Source organism: Streptomyces sp. NPDC026500 (assembly GCF_055567635.1).
Genome location: NZ_JBVHQB010000004.1, coordinates 244,006 through 260,502 on the forward strand (window position 1 = coordinate 244,006; position 16,497 = coordinate 260,502).

Annotated in this window: 17 protein-coding genes; 9 read left to right on the forward strand and 8 right to left on the reverse strand. The window is 71.2% G+C overall.

Features of this window, described 5'->3' with window-relative positions; genetic code table 11:
• Positions 1–110: 110 nt before the first annotated feature.
• Together ACZ4N5_RS09375 and ACZ4N5_RS09380 are read right to left on the reverse strand one after the other, a co-directional pair.
• Positions 111–1,622, reverse strand: coding sequence for a sensor histidine kinase (locus ACZ4N5_RS09375; RefSeq protein WP_467756503.1), 1,512 nt, complete (start codon positions 1,620–1,622; stop codon positions 111–113).
• An 8-nt stretch (positions 1,623–1,630) separates the two neighbouring features.
• Entirely contained in the window at positions 1,631–2,320 is a 690-nt protein-coding gene (locus ACZ4N5_RS09380) for a response regulator transcription factor (RefSeq protein ID WP_467756504.1), read from the reverse strand.
• 804 nt (positions 2,321–3,124) lie between these two features.
• Here ACZ4N5_RS09380 and ACZ4N5_RS09385 point away from each other — a divergent pair.
• The 5 genes from ACZ4N5_RS09385 (at position 3,125) to ACZ4N5_RS09405 (ending at position 8,049) form a co-directional block, all read left to right on the forward strand.
• Positions 3,125–4,486, forward strand: coding sequence for a ferredoxin reductase family protein (locus ACZ4N5_RS09385; protein WP_467756505.1), 1,362 nt, complete (start codon positions 3,125–3,127; stop codon positions 4,484–4,486).
• Between the two features lie 7 nt (positions 4,487–4,493).
• Complete coding sequence (locus tag ACZ4N5_RS09390; protein WP_467756506.1) at positions 4,494–4,982, forward strand: FMN-binding protein; 489 nt, start codon at positions 4,494–4,496, stop codon at positions 4,980–4,982.
• A 125-nt stretch (positions 4,983–5,107) separates the two neighbouring features.
• Positions 5,108–6,445, forward strand: coding sequence for a ferredoxin reductase family protein (locus ACZ4N5_RS09395; RefSeq protein WP_467756726.1), 1,338 nt, complete (start codon positions 5,108–5,110; stop codon positions 6,443–6,445).
• 19 nt (positions 6,446–6,464) lie between these two features.
• Entirely contained in the window at positions 6,465–7,265 is an 801-nt protein-coding gene (locus tag ACZ4N5_RS09400; protein WP_467756507.1) for an FMN-binding protein, read from the forward strand.
• On the forward strand, positions 7,258–8,049 hold the full coding sequence (locus ACZ4N5_RS09405; RefSeq protein ID WP_467756508.1) for an FAD:protein FMN transferase: 792 nt from the start codon (positions 7,258–7,260) through the stop codon (positions 8,047–8,049). Before ACZ4N5_RS09400 ends, ACZ4N5_RS09405 begins: the two co-directional genes overlap by 8 nt.
• A gap of 133 nt (positions 8,050–8,182) precedes the next feature.
• Here ACZ4N5_RS09405 and ACZ4N5_RS09410 read toward each other — a convergent pair whose 3' ends face one another.
• Genes ACZ4N5_RS09410 through argC form a run of 5 tightly spaced genes read right to left on the reverse strand, consistent with a single transcriptional unit; the run spans position 8,183 to position 13,028 of the window.
• Positions 8,183–8,719, reverse strand: coding sequence for an arginine repressor (locus ACZ4N5_RS09410; protein ID WP_261702846.1), 537 nt, complete (start codon positions 8,717–8,719; stop codon positions 8,183–8,185).
• Between the two features lie 22 nt (positions 8,720–8,741).
• Entirely contained in the window at positions 8,742–9,941 is a 1,200-nt protein-coding gene (locus ACZ4N5_RS09415; RefSeq protein ID WP_467756509.1) for an acetylornithine transaminase, read from the reverse strand.
• On the reverse strand, positions 9,938–10,852 hold the full coding sequence (gene argB / locus ACZ4N5_RS09420; RefSeq protein ID WP_467756510.1) for an acetylglutamate kinase: 915 nt from the start codon (positions 10,850–10,852) through the stop codon (positions 9,938–9,940). The genes ACZ4N5_RS09415 and argB overlap by 4 nt, the downstream gene beginning before the upstream one ends.
• Complete coding sequence (gene argJ / locus ACZ4N5_RS09425) at positions 10,849–12,003, reverse strand: bifunctional glutamate N-acetyltransferase/amino-acid acetyltransferase ArgJ (protein ID WP_467756511.1); 1,155 nt, start codon at positions 12,001–12,003, stop codon at positions 10,849–10,851. The genes argB and argJ overlap by 4 nt, the downstream gene beginning before the upstream one ends.
• Positions 12,000–13,028, reverse strand: coding sequence for an N-acetyl-gamma-glutamyl-phosphate reductase (gene argC / locus ACZ4N5_RS09430; protein WP_467756512.1), 1,029 nt, complete (start codon positions 13,026–13,028; stop codon positions 12,000–12,002). The genes argJ and argC overlap by 4 nt, the downstream gene beginning before the upstream one ends.
• 391 nt (positions 13,029–13,419) lie before the next feature.
• Here argC and ACZ4N5_RS09435 point away from each other — a divergent pair, with 391 nt between their 5' ends.
• From ACZ4N5_RS09435 to ACZ4N5_RS09450, 4 genes are all read left to right on the forward strand, one after another.
• Positions 13,420–13,803: a VOC family protein gene (locus ACZ4N5_RS09435; RefSeq protein ID WP_467756513.1), complete on the forward strand. Its 384-nt coding sequence runs from the start codon at positions 13,420–13,422 to the stop codon at positions 13,801–13,803.
• A 79-nt stretch (positions 13,804–13,882) separates the two neighbouring features.
• Positions 13,883–14,404, forward strand: a complete 522-nt coding sequence (locus ACZ4N5_RS09440) for a P-loop nucleotide/nucleoside kinase family protein (RefSeq protein WP_467756514.1) — start codon at positions 13,883–13,885, stop codon at positions 14,402–14,404.
• Between the two features lie 268 nt (positions 14,405–14,672).
• Entirely contained in the window at positions 14,673–15,620 is a 948-nt protein-coding gene (locus tag ACZ4N5_RS09445) for a SecDF P1 head subdomain-containing protein (protein WP_467756515.1), read from the forward strand.
• Between the two features lie 126 nt (positions 15,621–15,746).
• Positions 15,747–16,073 carry a hypothetical protein gene (locus tag ACZ4N5_RS09450; RefSeq protein WP_467756516.1) on the forward strand — a complete coding sequence of 109 codons (327 nt, stop codon included), beginning with the start codon at positions 15,747–15,749 and terminating at the stop codon, positions 16,071–16,073.
• Between the two features lie 23 nt (positions 16,074–16,096).
• Here ACZ4N5_RS09450 and ACZ4N5_RS09455 read toward each other — a convergent pair whose 3' ends face one another.
• On the reverse strand, positions 16,097–16,489 hold the full coding sequence (locus ACZ4N5_RS09455) for a DUF5997 family protein (protein WP_467756517.1): 393 nt from the start codon (positions 16,487–16,489) through the stop codon (positions 16,097–16,099).
• Between the last annotated feature and the right edge of the window lie 8 nt (positions 16,490–16,497).

Below are 16,497 nucleotides of genomic sequence, written 5' to 3' on the forward strand. Positions count from 1 at the left end.
CGAAGGACCTGAGGACCGGCGGACCCAGGAACCCTCGGACCGGCAGACCCGAGGAACCGGCGGACCGGCGGACCGGCGGGCCAACGGACGGCGGACCGACGGACCGCGGTTCAGGCCGCGGGGAGCCGGACCGTGAACGTGGTCGCTCCCGGGCGGCTCTCCAGGGTGACCGTGCCGTTGTGTGCCTCGACCACGGCCGCCACGATCGACAGGCCGAGCCCCGCACCGGCGCCGACGCCGTCCGCGCGGCGGCGGTCCGCCCGGGTGAAGCGTTCGAAGACACCGGGCCGGACGTCCTCGGGAACCCCGGGCCCGTCGTCGTGGACCTTCAGCACGGCCTCCGCGCCGACCTCCTCCAAGGACACCGCCACCCGGGTGCCGACAGGCGTATGCACACGGGCGTTGGCCAACAGGTTGGCCAGCACCTGCTGGAGCCGGTGGGCGTCGCCCGCGACCGTCACCGGCTCCTCGGCCAGCTCCAGGACCCAGCGGTGGCCGGGGCCCGCCGCGCGGGCGTCCGTGACCGCGTCGAGGACGAGGTGGGTGAGGTCGACGGGAAGCCGCTCCAGGGGGCGGCCGGCGTCGAGGCGGGCGAGCAGCAGCAGCTCGTCGACCATCTCGCCCATGCGCGCCGACTCGGCGGCGATCCGTTCGAGGGCGCGGGTCACCTTCGGGGGCACCGGGCCGGGGTGCAGCAGCGCGAGCTCGGCATGGCCGCGGACCGAGGCGACCGGGGTGCGCAGCTCGTGGCTGGCGTCGGCGGCGAAGCTGCGCAGCCGTTCCTCACTGGCGTGCCGCTTGGTGAGCGCGTCCTCGACATGGCCGAGCATGCGGTTGAAGGCGCTGGCGACACGGCCCACCTCGCTGCGCGGGTCGGATTCGGGCGCCCGCGGGGGCAGTGCCACCTCGCCGCTGGCGAGCGGGAGTTCGCTGACCCGGGTGGCGGTCGCGGCGACCCGGTTCAGCGGGCGGAGCGACCAGCGCACCCACAGGGCCCCGGCGACTCCGGCGACCACGAGGGCCACGCCCAGGACCAGGGCGGCGACGAGTTCGAGACGGTGGACGGCCGCGTCGACCGGCTCCGTCGGCAGCCCGGTGATCAGCACGTCACCGTCCTTGCCGGGCGTCGCCAGCACGCGGTAGTCGCCCAGGGCCGACAGACAGACGGCGTGGGCACGGCCGTCCACCGGGACCGCGGCCAGCCGCGCCTCGTCGCGGGCGGTCAGACGCACGTTCCGGACGGCCGTGCCGGCACCGGGCGGCACGACCGCGGCATTGGTGACGTCCTCGCCGACCAGACGCGCTCCCAAGGTGCCGGTGCCCTGCCGACGGGTGTCGCCGCGTTCGTCACCGTCGTTGTCGGACGGCCTCGACGAGCCGTGCTCCAGGCTCGCCGGGAACCGCGCCCCGGCGTCCTGCAACTGCTGGTCGAGGCGGCCGGTCAGGAAGCCGTCCAGTTCGTACACCGCGGCCACGCCGACGGCCGCGCAGCTGACGGCGAGCAGCACCACGAGTCCGGCGGTGAGGCGGGCTCGCATCGTGCGCGGGCGCGGCAGCGCGCGCAGGGCCGCCGCCAGCCGGAGCCACCAGCGCCTGCCCAGCGCGCGGGCCCTGGTCCGCATGCTCGCGCTCACCGGCCCGCCGAGGGCTTGATGACGTACCCGGCGCCCCGGACCGTGTGGATCATCGGCTCGCGGCCCGCGTCGACCTTCTTGCGCAGGTAGGAGATGTAGAGCTCGACGACATGGGCCTGGCCCCCGAAGTCGTAGGACCAGACACGGTCGAGGATCTGTGCCTTGCTGAGGACGCGGCGCGGGTTGCGCATCAGGAACCGCAGCAGCTCGAACTCGGTCGGCGACAGCTCGATCAGGTCACCGCTCCGGGTCACCTCGCGGGCCTCCTCGTCCATCGCCAGGTCCCCGACGATGAGCCGCGGGCCCTCGTCGATCCGGCGGGCCATGCCGGCCCGGCGCAGCAGTCCGCGCAGCCGGGCGACGACCTCCTCCAGGCTGAACGGCTTGGTGACGTAGTCGTCGCCGCCGGCCGTGATACCGGCGATGCGGTCCTCCACGGCGTCCCTGGCGGTGAGGAAGAGGACGCAGACCCCCGGCAGCACGGTGTGCAGGTCGCGCAGCACCGCGAAGCCGTCGGTGTCCGGGAGCATCACGTCGAGGACGACGGCGTCGGGCAGCAGCTCGCGCGCCTCGGCGGCCGCCGAGGCGCCGTCGCCCGCGGTACGGACCTCCCAGCCCTCGTAGCGCAGGGCACCGGAGAGGACCTCGGCCAGGTCCGGATCGTCGTCGACGACGAGGACACGCACGGGGGTGCCGTCGGGCCGGGTGAGCGAGGGCGGCCTGGCGGTCCCTCGGGACCGGACAGCGCCGGTGCTCGGGCCGCCGTCGGCACTCGTTACCGGGACGTCGTCCGTACCGGACACCGGGACGTCGTCCGTACCGGACTCCGAGGCGCGGAGAGCACCGGACTCCGCAGTGCGGGGATCAGCGGACCCCGGGATGTGGGGAGCACCGGACTCCGCGGTGCGCGCATCAGCGGACCCCGGAGTGCGGGAAGCACCGTCCCGGACGCGGGGATCAGCGGAACCTGGAGTGCGGGAAGCATCGTCCCGGACGCGGGAAGCATCCGGCTCCGGTACCGGGGCAGCACCGGTGCCCGGGAGGCCGGGAGCACCGCCGTCCCGGACGCGGGAAGCATCCGGCTCCCGGACGGCGGCGGTGCCGGTGGCCGGAAGGCCGGCGGCGCCGGTGTCCCTCACGGGGTAAGCATCGGGCTCCGGAACACGGGGGGCGCTGGTGTCCGCGTCGCGGGCAGCGTCGGTGCCCTGGTCGCCGGGGGTGCCGGGGTCTGGGGTGGAAGTGTTCATGTCGCCTTCCAGCATCGCTCCTCCCGACGGTCGCTCTCTGCCTCGCGGCCTCTGAGTTTCCTCTGAGTCGCCTCTCCCCCGAGAACCCTGTTTCCTCTGTCCTCCCCGTCTCTCCCCCTTCTTCTCTCCTTCCCCGTCGCTCTCAGTTTGCTGTGAGTCCACTCCGAACGGGCCGGTTCAGAGCCTCCTCAGAGGTTCCGGACGCAGAGTTTCCTCCCGGAGTGCCGGACGAAGGACGGAAACATGACCACGGTGTACGAGCGGGCGGCGGACCCGCGCACGACACGAGGACGCAGGCGACCGCGCCCCTCGCCCGCCGGACCGTTGCTGGCCCTGCTGTGGGCGGGAGCGGCCGCGGTCATCGCCCTGTGGTGGACCGACACACAGTCGGTGGTGGGCCTGGCCGGCTGGCTGACGGACGCCGGGCGGATCGCCGGGCTGCTGTGCGGCTACAGCTGCGCCGTCCTGGTGGCGCTGATGGCCCGGGTCCCGCTCCTGGAGCGGCGCATCGGCTCCGACCGGGTGGCCCGCTGGCACGCCATGGCAGGCCGCTACACGATCTGCCTGCTGGTCGCACACGTCGCCCTGATCCTCTTCGGCTACGCCGCCCAGGACGGAGCGGGCATCGTGCACGAGACGCTGAGTGTGGTGTTCGACTACCCGGACATGCTCATGGCGACGACCGGCACGGTCATCCTGTTCGCCGTCGGGATCACCTCGGCGCGCCTGGCCCGCCGCCGGATCAGCCACGAGTTCTGGTACTACGTGCATCTGCTGACGTACGTGGCGGTCTTCCTGGCCTTCTTCCACCAGCTCGCGCTCGGCTCCGACCTCGTCGGCAACCGGGCTGCGCAGGCCGCCTGGTACGCGCTCTACCTCGGCACGGCCGCGCTGGTCGTATGGTTCCGGCTCCTTGCCCCGGTACGGCTCAACCTGCGCCACCGGCTGCGCGTCGAGTCCGTGTACCGGGAGTCCCCCGGGGTCTTCTCCATCGTGATCCGCGGGGAGGGCCTGGACGAGCTGAACGCCCGGTCGGGCCAGTTCTTCCGCTGGCGGTTCCTCGCGGACGGGATGCGGTGGACCTCGACGCCGTACTCGCTGTCGGCGCCGCCCCGGCCGGACCGGATGCGGATCACCGTGAAGGCCCTCGGTGACCACAGTGCGGCCGTGGGGCTGCTGCGTCCCGGCACCCGTGTGTGGGCGGAGGGCCCCTATGGCTCACTGACCGCCGACCGGAGCACATCGTCGAAGTCGCTGCTGATCGCGGGCGGCGTCGGCATCACACCACTGCGTGCCCTGTTCGAGGAGCTGCCCGGCCGGGTCACGCTCCTCTACCGGGCGCGCACGGCCGAGGACCTGGCACTGGGCAGCGAGCTGGAGGACATCGCGCGGTGGCGCGGGGCACGCGTCCTGTACGCGGTGAACGCCGCCGACGGCTCGCGCCCGCAGCTCACCGCCGCGTCGCTGCGCGAGTCCGTGCCGGACATCGCCGAGCACGACGTCTATCTCTGCGGACCTCCCGCCATGGCGCGGGACCTGTACGGGGAGCTGCACGCAGCGGGTGTCCCCGACCGCCGTATCCACCACGAGTCGTTCGAGCTGTGAGGCCGCCGTGCACGCCCTGAAGAAGAACCGTCCGCTGCGCCGGGTGACCCTGGCCGCCGCCACCACGGTCACCGGTTTCGTCCTGCTGCTCTCGCTGAAGCCGCACACACCGCCGACACCGGCCTCGGCCTCCTCGTCCGTCAGTCAGCCCTCTTCCTCCTCCTCGGGGAGCTCATCGGGAAGCACCTCGGGCACGTCCGGGGGTTCGAAGAGCACGGGGACCAAGACCGTCACGGGCGATACGGTGCAGACCCGTTGGGGTCCGGTCCAGGTGCGGATCACGCTGAAGAACGGCAGGATCACGGATGCCACCGCGGTCGCCTATCCTTCGGACAATCCCAAGGACCAGGAGATCAACAGTTACGCGATTCCCCAGCTCAGGCGTGAGACGCTGGCCGCGCAGAGTGCCCAGATCGACTCGGTGTCCGGTGCCACTTACACGAGCGGCGGATACAAGCAGTCGCTCCAGTCCGCACTCGACTCGGCGGGCCTCTGAACGCACGGGCGTCGTGGACCGTATCTCTGGGCCAGGGAGCCACTCCCCTCACCCCGTCTCTCCAGGACGAACACGGAGGAACCGTGTCCACGATCGCCGGTGGCCGCGCCGCGCGGCGCCAGACCATGCGCCGAATCCGCCCTCGCCGCTCGCCCGCCGTCCCGCTGCTGCTCGCCGTCTGGGCGGGAGCCGCCGCGGTCCTCTGGCTGTGGTGGATGGACACCCCGTCCATCGCGGACAACAACGGCAGGATCCTCAACGCCGGGCGTATCACCGGGCTGCTCGCCGGATATCTGATGGCGCTCGTCGTGCTGCAGATGGCCCGCGTCCCCGCCCTCGAACGCCGCGTGGGATCCGACCGGGTGGCGCGCTGGCACGCCATGACAGGCCGCTACACCATCTGCCTGGTCCTCGCCCACCTCTTCCTGACGATGTGGGGCTATGCCCTGCAGTCCGGCAAGGGGCTCGGCGGGATCGTGCAGCAGACCATCGACTCGGTCAACACGCTGCCCGACATGGGCAAAGCCGCGATCGGCACGGGTCTGCTCGTGCTCATCGGGTTCATCTCCGTCGGCTGGCTCCGCCGGCTGATCCCGTACGACACCTGGTATCACGTCCACCTGCTGACGTACGCCGCGGTGTTCCTGACCTTCTGGCACCAGCTGTCCACCGGCAACGACTTCGCCGTGGAACCCGTCGCCAAGACCGTCTGGTACGGGCTCTACGGATCGGTGACCGCGCTGGTCCTCTGGTACCGAATCCTTTCTCCGATCCGGCTGAACCTGAAGCACCGGATGCGGGTCCAGGCGGTCATCGAGGAGACGCCCGGCATCGTGTCGGTGCTGATCAGCGGGCGCAAGCTGCACCGGATGGGTGCGGAGGCCGGGCAGTTCTTCCGCTGGCGCTTCCTGGCGCCCGGGATGCGCTTCAGCTCCCACCCGTACTCGCTCTCGGCGGCACCCCGCCCCAACATGCTGCGCATCACCGTGAAGGCGATCGGCGACCACAGTGCGGCCCTGCGTGATCTGGAGCCGGGCACCCGGGTCTGGGCCGAGGGCCCGTACGGCGCGCTGACCGCCGGCAAGCGCAGTCGCGGCAAGGTGCTCCTGGTGGCGGGCGGTGTCGGCATCACCCCGATGCGGGCGCTGTTCGAGACCCTGCCCGGCGCGTCCGGCGACCTGACGCTGCTCTACCGCGCCAACACCACCCAGGACCTGGCCCTGTGGGACGAGCTCGCGGCCATCTCCAAGGAGCGCGGGGCGCGTCTGATGTACGCGGTGAACAGCCCCGACGGCGAGCGCCCGGACATCTCGGCGGAATCCCTGCGCCGCAAGCTGCCCGACATCGACCACCACGACGTCTTCATGTGCGGGCCGCCCGGCTTCGCGCAGCAGGTGTACGACGCACTGCGCGGCGCGGGGGTCCCCGCCCGCCGCATCCATCACGAGTCGTTCGAGATGTGAGCGACGGGAGTCAGGAACGATGAAGAAGAGTCACCCCATTCGGCGGTTCGTGCTCGCGAGTGCCGCCACCGTGTCCGGAATCGTGCTGCTGCTGGCGCTCAAACCGGCGTCCGACCCGGCCGCCGCGTCGGAGCAGGCCGGTGCGGCGCCCCAGCAGACGGCGGCCGCGCAGGGCGCGGCGCAGGGCGGCACCGCTCAGCAGTCGGGTACCGAGACCGTCACCGGTGACGTGGTGCGGACCGAATACGGGCCGGTCCAGGTGCAGCTGACCATGAGCGGCGGCAAGATAACCAAGGCGGACGCGGTCCAGGCGCCCAAGGGCGGTACCAGCGACCAGAAGACCGCTCTCTCGGTGCCCAAGCTCAACCAGGAAGCCGTCGCGGCACAGAGCGCAGACATCGACGCCGTCTCGGGGGCGACCTACACCAGCGGCGGCTACAAGAAGTCCCTGCAGTCGGCCCTGGACAAGGCGAAGGCCGCCGGCGGCACGTCGGGGTCCGCGGGCAAGGCCGGGGCGTCCTCGTCGGCGCCGGCCCCGGCAGCGCAGGCGCGCGTCGTCACCGGGACCGTGGCCCAGACCCAGTACGGCCCCGTCCAGGTCAGGCTCACCCTCACCGGCAAGAAGATCACCAAGGCCGAGGCGGTCCAGGCCCCGTCCGGCGGACACAGCACCGAGGTCACCAACGACGCGGTACCCAAGCTCAACCAGGAAGCCGTCAAGGCGGGCAGTGCCCAGATCGACGCGGTCTCCGGCGCCACCTACACCAGCGGCGGCTACAAGAAGTCCCTGCAGTCGGCCCTGGACAAGGCCGGTGTCTGAGCCGGCGGAGGACGCACCGCAGGCGCTGCGCCATGCCGAGGAAGTGATGGGCACCGTCTTCTCCTTCGACGTGCGCGGCGGGGAACCCGAAGCCGTGCAAACGGCGTTGCAGGAGGCGATCGTCCAACTCCACCGTGTGGACGAGGTGTTCAGCACCTACCGTGAGGACAGCCAGATCTCGCGGCTGGTGCGCGGCGAGCTCACCGTCGAGGAGTGCGACCCGGAGGTCGCCGAGGTGCTCGGTCTGGGCGCCGAGGCGGAACGGGTCAGCGACGGCTGGTTCAGCACGCGGTACGAGGGACAGCTCGACCCGACGGGGATCGTCAAGGGCTGGGCGGCCGAACGCGCGGCCCTGCACCTCGCCGCGGCAGGGGCGACCGGGGTGAGTGTCAACGGCGGCGGCGACGTCCAGCTGTGCGGCATCCCCGGGCCGCACCGCCCCTGGCGGGTGGGCGTGTCCGACCCGCTCCGTCCGGGCTCCCTCGCCGCCGTGGTCTCCGCGGCCGGCGTCGACGAGCTGGCCGTCGCGACCTCCGGCACCGCCGAACGCGGCGCCCACATCGTCGACCCGCGCACCGGCAGGTCCGCGGTCACCGACCTGCTGGCCGTGACCGTGGTGGGCCCCCGCCTGACCTGGGTGGACGCCTGGGCGACGGCGGCCTTCGCGATGGGCTCGCGGGCCGGCCTGGACTGGCTGGAGTCGCTCCCGGACGTGGAGGCGCTGCTCATCACGGCGGGCGACGAGGTCAGATGCACGGGAGGGCTCGCACAGCGCCTGGGGTGACCGGCGTCCCAGCGGCGGCAGCGCGGACAACGGCACGGACGCGCCGCACTCGCACTCGCGTCAGGGCATACGACGGTGGAGGCGCACCCCGCTCCGGGGCGCGCCTCCACCGTCGTACGTGTCGTCGTATCTGTCAGTGATCGTTCTGCGCGAGCCGCAGCAGATGGTCGGCGAGCGCCTGCCCACCCGTCGGACCACGACTGATCAGCAGCAGGGTGTCGTCCCCGGCGATCGTCCCGAGAATGTCGTGCAGCTCGGCCTGGTCGATCGCCGAGGCGAGGAACTGCGCGGCCCCGGGCGGGGTGCGCAGGACCACGAGATTCGCCGAGGCCTCCGCGGAGATCAGCAGCTCCGAGGAGAGCCTGCGCATCCGCTCCTCCTTCGCCGACTCCCCCAGCGGCGCGCGCGGGGTGCGGAACCCGCCCTCGCTCGGCACCGCGTAGATGAGGTCGCCGTCGTTGTTGCGGATCTTCACCGCGTTCAGCTCGTCGAGGTCCCGGGAGAGCGTCGCCTGGGTGACGTTCAGCCCGTCGTCGGCGAGAAGCTTCGCCAACTGGCTCTGCGAGCGCACCGGTTGCCGGTTGAGGATGTCCACGATCCGGCGGTGGCGTGCGGTGCGGGTCTGCGGCACGGCAGGCCCTGCGTGCTCGTGGTCCTGCGCCTGACTCATCGTCGTCGTCCCATTCCCGGGATCATCCGTCCCCGTTGGCTGCGTCGAGGATGCCGGGAAGGGCCTGGAGGAACGCGTCCACTTCGTCATCGCCGAGGTTCAGCGGCGGCATCAGCCGTACGACATCGGGGGCGGGCGCGTTCACCAGGAAACCGGCGTCCTGAGCCGCCTGCTGCACCTGGGGCGCGAGCGGCTCGGTGAGCACGATACCCAGGAGCAGCCCCGCACCTCGGACATGGTCGATCAACGGATGGCCGGAACCGTCGCCGGTGCCCTCGATTCCGTCCCGCAGTTTCTCGCCGGCGCGCTTCACGTTCTCCAGGAGTCCCTCGGACTCGATCGTGTCGAGCACGGCGAGTCCGGCGGCGCAGACCACGGGATTGCCGCCGAAGGTCGTGCCGTGGTGGCCGGGCCCCAGCAGTCCGGCGGCGCGGCCGAAGGCGACGGTGGCACCGAGCGGCAGTCCGCCGCCGAGGCCCTTGGCGAGCGTGACGATGTCGGGCAGGACACCTTCGTGGGCCTGGTACTCGAACCAGTGGCCGGTGCGGCCGATGCCGGTCTGCACCTCGTCCAGCACGAGCAGGGCGCCGTTGGCCGCGGTGATCGCGCGGGCGGCCTTGAGGTAGCCGGGGGGCGGTACGACCACGCCGTTCTCGCCCTGGATCGGCTCGATGATCACCAGCGCGGTGTCCTCGGTGACCGCCTCGGCGAGGGCCTGCGCGTCGCCGTAGGGGACGTGCGTGACGTCGCCGGGCAGCGGCAGGAAGGGCTCCCGCTTGCCGGGCTGGCCGGTGAGCGCGAGGGCGCCCATGGTCCGGCCGTGGAAGCCGCCGGTGGTGGCGACCATGTGGGTCCGGCCGGTCAAGCGGCCGATCTTGAAGGCGCCCTCGTTGGCCTCGGCACCCGAGTTGCAGAAGTACACCCGGCCCTCGCGCCCGAAGAGCTGGAGCAGCCGTTCGGCGAGCGCGACGGGCGGTTCGGCGACGAAGAGGTTGGAGACATGGCCGAGGGAGCGGATCTGCCGGCTCACGGCCTCGACGATCGCGGGGTGGCCGTGTCCGAGCGCGTTGACCGCGATGCCGCCGACGAAGTCGAGGTACTGGTTGCCGTCGGCGTCCCACAGTTTGGTTCCGGCACCGCGGACGAGCGGCAGTCGCGGGGTGCCGTAGTTGTCCATGAGCGCGCCCTGCCACCGCTGGGTGAGCTCTTCGTTGGCGGTCATGCGACGTCCCCCGGTTCCTCGTCGTCCGGCACGACCATCGTGCCGATGCCTTCGTCGGTGAAGATCTCCAGCAGGATCGAGTGCTGGACCCGGCCGTCGATGACCCGGGCGGTGGTGACGCCGTTGCGTACGGCGTGCAGACAGCCCTCCATCTTCGGCACCATGCCGCTGGCCAGCTCGGGAAGGAGTTTCTCCAGCTGGGATGCGGTGAGGCGGCTGATCACCTCGTCGCTGTTCGGCCAGTCCTCGTAGAGACCTTCGACGTCCGTGAGGACCATGAGCGTTTCGGCATCCAGTGCGGCAGCGAGTGCCGCAGCCGCCGTATCAGCATTGACGTTGTAGACATGTCCGTCGTCCTGGCTCCGGGCGATCGAGGAGACGACCGGGATCCGGCCGTCGGCGAGGAGCGCCTCGATCGCGCCCGTGTTGATCGCGGTGATCTCGCCCACCCGCCCGATGTCGACCAACTCGCCGTCGATCGTGGGCTGGTGCTTGGTCGCGGTGATGGTGTGCGCGTCCTCGCCGGTGAGACCGACGGCGAGCGGTCCGTGCTCGTTGAGGAGTCCGACCAGCTCGCGCTGGACCTGTCCGGCCAGCACCATGCGGACGACGTCCATCGCGTCCTCGGTGGTGACGCGCAGGCCCGCCTTGAACTCGCTGATGATGCCGTGCCGGTCGAGGGCCGCGCTGATCTGCGGACCGCCGCCGTGCACGACGACCGGCTTGAGGCCGGCGTGGTGCAGGAAGACGATGTCCTGGGCGAAGGCCGCCTTCAGTTCGCTGTCGATCATGGCGTTGCCGCCGAACTTGACGACGACGGTCTTGCCGCGGTGCCGGGTCAGCCAGGGCAGCGCCTCGATGAGGATCTGCGCCTTGGGCAGAGCGGTGTGCTTGCGGGTCAGGTTGCTCATGAGGAGTACGCGCTGTTCTCGTGGACGTAGTCGGCGGTGAGGTCGTTGGTCCAGATCGTGGCGGTCGCGTCGCCCGCGGCGAGGTCGGCGACGATGTGCACCTCGCGGTAGCGCATGTCGACGAGTTCGCGGTCCTCGCCGACCCCGCCGTTCTTGCAGACCCAGACGCCGTTGATGGCGACATTGAGCCGGTCCGGCTCGAAGGCGGCCTTCGTGGTGCCGATCGCGGACAACACCCGTCCCCAGTTGGGGTCTTCGCCGTGGATCGCGCACTTGAGGAGGTTGTTGCGGGCGATGGAGCGGCCCACCTCGACGGCGTCGTCCTCGGTCGCGGCGCCCACGACCTCCACCTTGATGTCCTTGCTGGCACCCTCGGCGTCGCGGATGAGCTGCTGGCCGAGGTCGTCACAGACCGCGCGGACCGCCTCGGCGAACTCCGCGTATTCCGGCGTGATGCCGGCGGCTCCGGAGGCGAGCAGCAGCACGGTGTCGTTGGTGGACATGCAGCCGTCGGAGTCGACGCGGTCGAAGGTCGTACGGGTGGCGTCGCGCAGCGCCCGGTCGAGGGTCCCGCTGTCCACGTCCGCGTCGGTGGTGAGCACGACGAGCATGGTGGCGAGGCCCGGGGCGAGCATGCCGGCGCCCTTGGCCATGCCACCGACGGTCCAGCCGTCCTTCGTCACGACCGACGTCTTGTGGACCGTGTCGGTGGTCTTGATGGCGATGGCGGCCTTCTCGCCGCCGTGCGCGCCGAGTTGGGCGACGGCCAGGTCGATGCCCGGAAGCAGCTTGTCCATCGGCAGCAGCACACCGATGAGGCCGGTCGAGCAGACGGCGACACTGCCCGCTCCCGTGTCGCCGAGCGCCTCCGCGACCTTCTCGGCGGTGGCGTGGGTGTCCTGGAAGCCCTTGGGTCCCGTACAGGCGTTGGCGCCGCCAGAGTTGAGGACGACCGCGCTCAACTGGCCGCTCTTGAGGACCTGTTCCGACCACAGGACCGGCGCGGCCTTCACGCGGTTGGAGGTGAAGACGCCCGCGGCGGCGCGGCGGGGCCCGTTGTTGACCACGAGGGCCAGGTCCGGGTTGCCGTTCTCCTTGATTCCGGCGGCGACTCCGGCCGCGCTGAATCCCTGTGCTGCCGTGACACTCACGGTGCGACTCCGATCGTGGAAAGCCCCAGCTCCTCGGGGAGGCCGAGGGCGAGGTTCATGCTCTGGACGGCACCGCCCGCGGTGCCCTTGGTCAGGTTGTCGATGGCACTGATCGCGATGATGCGGTGCGCGGCGGCGTCGTACGCGACCTGGACCTGAACAGCGTTGGAACCGTAGACGGACGCCGTGGCGGGCCACTGCCCCTCGGGAAGGAGGTGGACGAAGGGCTCGTCGGCGAAGGCCTTCTCGTAGGCGGCCCGTACGGACTCGGCGGTGACCGCGGGCTTCGCCTTGGCGCTGCATGTGGCGAGGATGCCCCGGGGCATGGGCGCGAGGGTGGGCGTGAAGGAGACGGTGACGGGCTCTCCGGCGGCCGCGCTGAGATTCTGGATCATCTCGGGGGTGTGCCGGTGGACTCCGCCGACGCCGTACGGGGTCATCGACCCCATGACCTCACTGCCGAGCAGGTGCGCCTTGGGCGCCTTGCCGGCACCCGAGGTGCCGGAGGCCGCGACGATCACGGCCTCGGGCTCCGCCAGCCCGGCCGCGTACGCCGGGAAGAGGGCCAGCGAGGCGGCCGTCGGATAGCAACCGGGCACCGCGATGCGCTTGGACCCCTCCAGCGCGGCGCGGGCACCCGGCAGTTCGGGGAGGCCGTACGGCCAGGTCCCGGCGTGCGCGGAGGCGTAGAACCGCTCCCAGTCGGCCGGGTTCTCCAGCCGGAAGTCGGCGCCCATGTCGACCACGAGAACGTCGGGGCCGAGCTGCTCGGCGACCGCGGCGGACTGCCCGTGGGGCAGCGCGAGGAACACGACGTCGTGGCCGTCCAGCACCTCGGGGGTGGTCTCCGTGAGGACGCGGTCCGCGAGCGGCAGTAGATGGGGCTGGAGCGCGCCGAGCCGCCCGCCCGCGTTGGAGTTGCCGGTGAGGGCGCCGATCTCGATCTCGGGGTGCACCAGGAGCAGACGCAGCAGCTCGCCGCCCGCGTACCCACTCGCTCCCGCCACCGCCGCGCGCATCACCATGGAACCCTCCTCCTAGATGGCATGACTATACGTATCGCTGCACGTTTATGCAATCGCCCGCCGCTGGACGGTGTCGCGCGGAGCCACCCGGTGGGGTGGCCACCGGCCGGGTCGAGCTGCATGCGCCCCCGGCTGCAGACGGCGCCTGGAGGACGCGTGAACAGCGGGTACTGCCACATTCCCAGGCGTGGTCGGGGGGAGTGCCCAGGTCTTCTCGGCGGCTCAGTACCTGTTCGGGGAGGGCCTGAAAACATGATCGGGGAGGGCCTGAAATCGATTCGACCCCGCTCACCCCGCCCGGTACGGTCGCGAAAGTGTTCTCACCGCAGGGAGCCCATGAGATCCGCGTGCGGCCACCTGGCAGTTCCGACGCCGAGAGTAGGTTTCATCGATGGCATGCCGTATCAGTGAGCTCGTGCTCAAGTGCCACGACCCCGAGGTGCTGGCGCGGTTCTGGTGCGAGGTCCTGGACTTCGTCGTGCTCGATCGCGCGGAGAACGAGGGCTACATCGAGATAGGTCCGCGCGAAGGGTTCGGCGGCCCGCAGCCGACGATCTTCCTCATCCGCGACGACGACCCGAAGAACGGGCATGCCCGCCTGCACATCGACGTCAACGCCACCGACCGCGATCAGGACGCCGAGCTCGAACGCCTGCTGGCCGCCGGGGCGAAACCCGTCGACATCGGTCAGCCCGCGGATGCGTCCTGGCACGTCCTCGCCGATCCGGAAGGCAACGAGTTCTGCCTGCTCAAGCCCCGCCTCGACCCACTCTGACGGCCCTGGGGCCCTACTCCAGTTTTCGAGGAGCTTTCGGCCCGTGCCTGCGGCCCACACAGCGCTAACGTGGGGTCCCGTGATCGTATGGCTCAACGGCACCCACGGCGCGGGCAAGACGACGACCGGTCCACTCGTACAGCAACTGATCCCGGATTCACGGGTGTTCGACGCCGAGAAGGTCGGCGAGACACTCATGGACATCACGCCGGGGCTGCCCGGGACGGACAACTTCCAGCACTGGCCGCCGTGGCGGCAGCTCGTCGTCGAGACCGCCCGCCGCGTACTCGACTACACCGGCGGCACTCTGGTGATGCCCATGACCGTCCTGGTCGAGGAGTACTGGCGCGAGATCAGCACGGGCCTGGCCCAACATGCCATTCCGGTACGGCACTTCGTCCTCCACGCCGACCAGGACACCCTCCGCGGGCGCATCGAGGGGGACACTCTTCTTGGCCCCTCCCGATTCCGTCTCCAATACCTTGAGCCCTACGCCGAGGCGGCCCGCACGTGGCTGCACGACGAGGCCGAGGTCATTGACACCACCCACCTCACGCCCGCCCAGGCCGCCCTGCAGATCGCGGAGGTCGTCATGGGTTGAGGTCCACGCGACGTGTGGCGGAGTGCGCGGCCTGCGGTTCGGCCAGGCGTCCACTCGGACACCACGTGATCGGACCTGAAGGAAAAGCACGGGCCCGCCGGATGAGTTCCGATCAATCCCTTGCATCGGCCTCGCCGGGCATCACCGGGTTGGGAGCATCCCCCGCATGCGTCTCCCCCGGGCCCCGCACACGGCTCTCCTCCTCTGCGTCGCCGCGGCGACACTAACCGGCTGCTCCGGATCCGGCTCCGGCTCCGGCTCCGGCTCCGTGGAGCGCTCGTCGGGTGTCCCGGGGTCCGTCCGTGGCAGCAGTTCCGCGCCCTCCGTCGCGGCGGACTCCCGGCAGTCCGTGCTGACCTTCACCGAAGCGTCGCCGTTGGGAGCCGCGGATCTGCGCCGGACCACGGACCGGATGCGGGCGCGTGCCAGGGCGCTGGGGCTCACGGACGTGCGCGTCGAGGCGCACGACCGCGCCATCACCGTCACGGGTCCCAGCGTCGACGAGAAGCGCCTGATGGAGCTGGGCGTGTCCGGCCGGCTCGGTTTCCGTCCCGTTCTGGCGGAGGAGACGCTCGGCACGCCGCAGGCACCGCAACCGTCCCCCAGCGCCAGTTCCGACCCCGCGCAGGGGCGTGCCGTCACCGAAGGGCTGCGCCCTCGTGCCGCCGGATCGGCGAGTGCCAGTGCCGTGCCGGCCCCGGTCGAGGGGGGTGCTCAGGACACGGCGCTCCAGCAGCGCTTCGCGGCACTGGACTGCTCGCAGCGGAAGCGGCCCGAGACAGAGCGGGACGCCCCTGCTCAGGAGTCCGTCGTCGCCTGCGGAGCCGACGGCAGCGCATCCTCCCCGCGCGCCAAGTACCTGCTGGGTCCGACAGCCGTCGACGGCGCCCATGTCGCGTCGGCCAAGGCGCTGCGCGACCAGCAGATCGGGAACTGGATCGTGCGGCTGGACTTCGACTCGGTCGGCGCCCGGCAGTTCTCCGCCCTCACGGGAGACCTGTCCATCAACACCGCGCCGCAGAACCAGCTCGCCATCGTCCTGGACGGCGCCGTGATCTCCGCGCCGTCCGTCAGCCGGCGACTCGGCGGCGGCACCGCGGACATCTCCGGCAGCTTCACCCGGGAGTCGGCCGAGCAGTTCGCCGCCACCCTCGACTCGGGAGCGCTACCGGCCCCCTTGGCCCTCACCAGTGTGACCCGGCTCCCACACACCTAGAGCCTGTCCGCCCGTTCCCGCCGACCCGCGGCGACCCGCCGGACCGGCCCCAGCCCGCCCACACCCGACGGTCGCCGCACGGACGGCTGAAGGGACCTCGCCCCAAAAACCCCTGGAGGACCGACCTTGTCATCGTCGTCCGCTCACTGGAGCGCATACGAGATCTTCGCCGTGCTGTCGGGAATCATCCTGATCGGAGCGACCTTCGTGCCCGGAAATTCGGTCAAGGACCGCGTCTGGGCCGCCCTGGGAGGGATCTTCCTCGTCTGTTACGGGTGGTACGTCGCCCACCAGACGACGGGCACGTTCCAGTTCCCCGTCGTCATCTTCCTGATCCCGCCGGGCGCGGTGATCTACCTGCTCGTCAAGGCGTTCGGCCACGCGGGCGGCCAGGGTTCCTCGCCCGGCCCGGGCGGATCCGACGGCCGCGGCACCCCGGGGATCGACGGCTGAGATCCCCGGCGGGGCGCCCCGGGTCAGGAACGCTTGGCGTCCCGCTCCGCGTGCTTCTCCTTGATGCGTGCCGCTTCCTTGCGGGCCTCGGCCTGGGTGGCGCGCTCACGGCGCAGCCAGCTGGGCTCCTCGGTCTTCAGCGCCTCGATCTGCTCGGTGGTGAGGGCCTCGCTGACGCCGCCGCGGGTGAGACCCGCGATGGAGACTCCGAGCTTGGCCGCGACGACCGGCCGCGGGTGCGGACCGGTGCGGCGCAGCTCCTGGAGCCACTCGGGCGGGTCGGTCTGCAGCGCGTTCAGCTCGGCACGGGAGACGACACCCTCCTGGAACTCGGCGGGGGTGGCCTCGAGGTACACACCCAGCTTCTTCGCCGCGGTGGCGGGCTTCATCGTCTGGGCGGTCTGGTGCGAACTCATGGGTCAAG

Excerpts from the sequence above, each read along its gene's own strand:
- ACZ4N5_RS09375 (WP_467756503.1), bottom strand. The coding sequence starts at position 1,622 with ATGCGGACCAGGGCCCGCGCGCTGGGCAGGCGCTGGTGGCTCCGGCTG.
- ACZ4N5_RS09385 (WP_467756505.1), top strand. The coding sequence starts at position 3,125 with ATGACCACGGTGTACGAGCGGGCGGCGGACCCGCGCACGACACGAGGA.
- ACZ4N5_RS09395 (WP_467756726.1), top strand. The coding sequence starts at position 5,108 with ATGCGCCGAATCCGCCCTCGCCGCTCGCCCGCCGTCCCGCTGCTGCTC.
- ACZ4N5_RS09400 (WP_467756507.1), top strand. The coding sequence starts at position 6,465 with ATGAAGAAGAGTCACCCCATTCGGCGGTTCGTGCTCGCGAGTGCCGCC.
- ACZ4N5_RS09410 (WP_261702846.1), bottom strand. The coding sequence starts at position 8,719 with ATGAGTCAGGCGCAGGACCACGAGCACGCAGGGCCTGCCGTGCCGCAG.
- ACZ4N5_RS09415 (WP_467756509.1), bottom strand. The coding sequence starts at position 9,941 with ATGACCGCCAACGAAGAGCTCACCCAGCGGTGGCAGGGCGCGCTCATG.
- argB (WP_467756510.1), bottom strand. The coding sequence starts at position 10,852 with ATGAGCAACCTGACCCGCAAGCACACCGCTCTGCCCAAGGCGCAGATC.
- argC (WP_467756512.1), bottom strand. The coding sequence starts at position 13,028 with ATGGTGATGCGCGCGGCGGTGGCGGGAGCGAGTGGGTACGCGGGCGGC.
- ACZ4N5_RS09435 (WP_467756513.1), top strand. The coding sequence starts at position 13,420 with ATGGCATGCCGTATCAGTGAGCTCGTGCTCAAGTGCCACGACCCCGAG.
- ACZ4N5_RS09455 (WP_467756517.1), bottom strand. The coding sequence starts at position 16,489 with ATGAGTTCGCACCAGACCGCCCAGACGATGAAGCCCGCCACCGCGGCG.